The 3647-nt window shown below is 40.9% G+C and carries 3 protein-coding genes and 1 pseudogene; all 4 read right to left on the reverse strand.

What is annotated here, in order from left to right:
• Positions 1 to 215, reverse strand: a 215-nt coding sequence (locus F9U64_RS22435) for a hypothetical protein (protein WP_153407123.1), incomplete at its 3' end; no start/stop codon positions are given.
• 139 nt (positions 216 to 354) lie between these two features.
• Positions 355 to 954 carry a hypothetical protein gene (locus F9U64_RS22440; protein ID WP_153407124.1) on the reverse strand — a complete coding sequence of 200 codons (600 nt, stop codon included), beginning with the start codon at positions 952 to 954 and terminating at the stop codon, positions 355 to 357.
• Positions 955 to 1176: 222 nt separating this feature from the next.
• On the reverse strand, positions 1177 to 3243 hold the full coding sequence (locus tag F9U64_RS22445) for a methyl-accepting chemotaxis protein (RefSeq protein WP_153407125.1): 2067 nt from the start codon (positions 3241 to 3243) through the stop codon (positions 1177 to 1179).
• A 195-nt stretch (positions 3244 to 3438) separates the two neighbouring features.
• A pseudogene (locus F9U64_RS22710) lies at positions 3439 to 3647 on the reverse strand (hypothetical protein); the annotation flags it as partial.

The raw sequence follows: 3647 nt of genomic DNA on the forward strand, positions 1-3647 counted from the left end.
TTATTGCCCATCATTGACCTCATTATCCCTAATAAAGTGATAAAACCCAATGTACCAATAATCGGTAATAAGATTGCAAGTAAGACTGGATCGGCATCCACTACCATAAAACCTCTTGGTGTATTCTCACCTAATATAAAAATAGCCCCAAACATTATTACCATAGCAGTTACACCTGAATATACCGTTAGCTTTTTCCATGTCTTATTGGCCAAGATGAACACCTCCCATACGATTTACACTTCAAATCAATCAATCTAATAATTGCATTATCAGTTATAAATTCCCTTTCCAACATACCATATTCTCTCATATTTTTAAAATGATTGGAAATATGAAGTGATAAATGGAAGTTTAGAAAATAATCCACTCTCTTCTTGCGACTTCCCCGCTTCTTCTTGCGACTTCCTCGCTCCTTCTTGCGACTTTCTGCGCTCTTCTTGCGACTTTCTGCGTTCTTCTTGCGACTTCCTGCGCTCTTCTTGCGACTTCCTGCGCTCTTCTTGCGACTTCCTGCGCTCTTCTTGCGACTTCGCGCTCTTCTTGCGACTTCCTCGCTCCTTCTTGCGACTTTCTGCGCTCTTCTTGCGACTTTCTGCGTTCTTCTTGCGACTTCCCGCCTTCTTCTTGTGTCTTCCCGCTCCCTTCTTGCGTCTTCCCGCTCCCTTCTTGCGACTTCCCACCTTCTTCTTGCGACTTCCCGCCTTCTTCTTGCGACTTCCCGCCTTCTTCTTGCGACTTCCCACCCCCTTCTTGCGTCTTCCCGCCTTCTTCTTGCGTCTTTCCGCCTTCTTCTTGCGTCTTCCCGCCTTCTTCTTGCGTCTTCCCGCCTTCTTCTTGCGACTTCCCACCTTCTTCTTGCGACTTCCCGCTTCTTCTTGCGACTTCCCCGCTTCTTCTTGCGACTTCCCGCTTCTTCTTGCGACTTCCTCGCTTCTTCTTGCGACTTCTCACTCTCTTCTTGCGACTTCCAGCATTTTTATTTGCAGCAGCTCCGATTTATTTGCAGTTTCCACTTTTTATTTGCAGCAGCTCCGATTTATTTGCAACTTCCGCTCTTTTCTTACGACTTATGCATAATTTTTTTTAAAAAGTGTGAACGAACTGAGAGTCTAAAGCCATTGCTGATAAAAAGGCCCAACATACGACAATTACCGTATGTTGGGCCTCATTTTACTATTTATCTACATTAAAGAATTTAATCTTATCTGTCATATCATTTGTCATTTCGCCTAGGCCTTCTGCTGAAGTGGTAACTTCTTCTGTTGATGCAGACATTTCCTGGGCGGAAGCGGAGATTTCTTCAGCAGATGCTGCTACATCTTCTGCGATTGCTCCTGTCTTCTCCAGTTCTCCTATGATCCGGTCTTTTTCGTTTTGAATCTTTACTGATGATTCTCTTGTTTCTTTTATTTTAGGTGAGATTGTTTCAACCGCATGAATTATTTCCTCAAAAGACTTGATGGTTGCCTGTAACTGATCTCTTTGTTCCAGCAGTTCTTCGTTCACTTCTTCTGTAGAGCTGACCATTTCACCAGTGTCCTGGAAAACTCCTTTGATAATTGTATCAATCTGGTCAGAAGACTCCCGGCTTTTTTCTGCCAATACCCTTATCTCGTTCGCCACTACTGCAAAGCCTTTGCCTGATTCTCCGGCTCTTGCTGCTTCAATTGCGGCATTCAGTGCGAGTAAATTAGTCTGGTCAGAAATGGAATTGATCAATTCTGTCATTTCATTGACATTGCGAATATTTAATTCTACTGATTTCACCTTATCGATTAATTCTCTAAATGTCTTATTAAGTGTTTCAAATGAAACTGTCATTCGGTTCATTTCCTCATTGCTTTCACTGGCCATAACTAAAATGGAATTAGTAGAATGATCCACCTCATTAATTGATTGATTCATAAAATCCAGTCCTGATCCGAATTGGGCAACTCTCGCATTCACCGTTTTTAACTGCTCATGCTGATCTGATGCACCTTCCGCAACAGTTGCAATAGCTGTTGCAACATTTTCTGATGTTGCACTCATTTGCTCTGAAAAAGAGGATAAGTTCTGGGCATGTTCATCGATACTGGCAGCATTGTCTTTAAAATTCCTGATAACATCAACCAGATTATGCTGCATGCTGTAAAGTGATCTGCCAATATCGCCAAGCTCGTCTCCCCGTTTCAGATCTTTTTCATTAAACTCATTTACCAGCTCACCATCTGCTACAAGTTTCGCAATCTGACTGTATTTCTTTGCTGTATTTCCCATACGGCGGGAGTATATTACGATAAGAGTAGTTACAACCGCTATCGCTACAATACTTGAAACAACAAAAATGGTTAATAACTGATTTAATGAACCGTACAAATTATTCTCACTTACACTAATACCGATTTTCCAATTGGTATTGGGAATAGTAGAATAATAGAAGAAATAGTTTTCTTGATCAGCCGTATATTCTGCTTCTCCTGATTCTTCCGCTAACATTTTTTCTGCAGCTGCTACTAAAGAGGAGTTGGGATCATCTAGAATGTTTTCACTTATCAGTCTTTCTTCTGCTACTCCTCCTAAGAACACTCCATCATCTTCAAACAAAACTGCTTGGCCATTAAAGTCGATTTTTGTCTCTGTAATCAGCTGTTGGATACTGCTAATATCAATATCAGCTGAAACGACGCCCATCAGTTCTCCAGCAGGTTGATAGAATGGATATGCTGCAGTTACCATAGACACATCTGTTGAAGGATCAATGTAAGCTTTTGTCCAGCCTCCATCTGGATTGGATGAACCTGCTTCATACCATTCAGTTGTCCAAATATCCGTGTCCCCTGTTGTATAGGAATCAGACAGAACAACTTCATTCCCATCTCTGTGTGCATATGGCGCATACTTCTCTACGTTACCAAATGCATATGGTTCAAACCAGACTCCCATCGCATATGTTTCCTTGTACATCGGTACATACTTTTGCAGCAGCTCATTATAATCATCTTCCGTTAAACTGTCAGCGTCTACTTCGACTGTTTTTGCATAGCTTTGTGCAATAGCTTTTTCCCGCTCAAGAATCAAATTGATTTGCTGAACAGTTTCCTGAAGTTTTGTCCTCATTGAATAATCTAACTGATCTGTAATAATATTTTTAGAAAAATTGTAACCAATTGTCGAGATTAAGATGAGAGCTATTACAATTACGGGAACAATAAAAGAAATTAATGATTTTGCAATACTTTTCTTACGTTGCTTTTTCACAAGATGCCACCTGCCTGCTATTATTTATTATTAATATCGACAAAATTCGTGGCATGTTAATCAAATAATATTATTTTGAATTGTAAATATTATCCTTTAAACTGTCTTCCCGTCATAACATTCTGCTGAGATTCTGCTCAACAAGGCTCTTTATTCCATTGCTCAGCCTTACCGAAAGAAAGCCTAAACGTCCACCTACCCTTGACCTGCCAAATACTCTGCCAGCATCCGATCAGACTCTGCTGCGATTTTCTCTTTTTCTTCTGGAGAGGGTTCCAGCTTTTCATGTGTCGCTTTTTTTCGGTAAACGGGATACCAGTCTGGCACGATATTATTCCTTGAAGATTGCCGTTTCTGCTTTGTAGAGTGAACCCTTTTTTCATTTTGTTCAACAGCCTCGGTCG

This window comes from Gracilibacillus oryzae, assembly GCF_009498735.1.
In the GTDB taxonomy this organism is placed as follows: Bacteria; Bacillota; Bacilli; order Bacillales; family Amphibacillaceae; genus Gracilibacillus; species Gracilibacillus oryzae.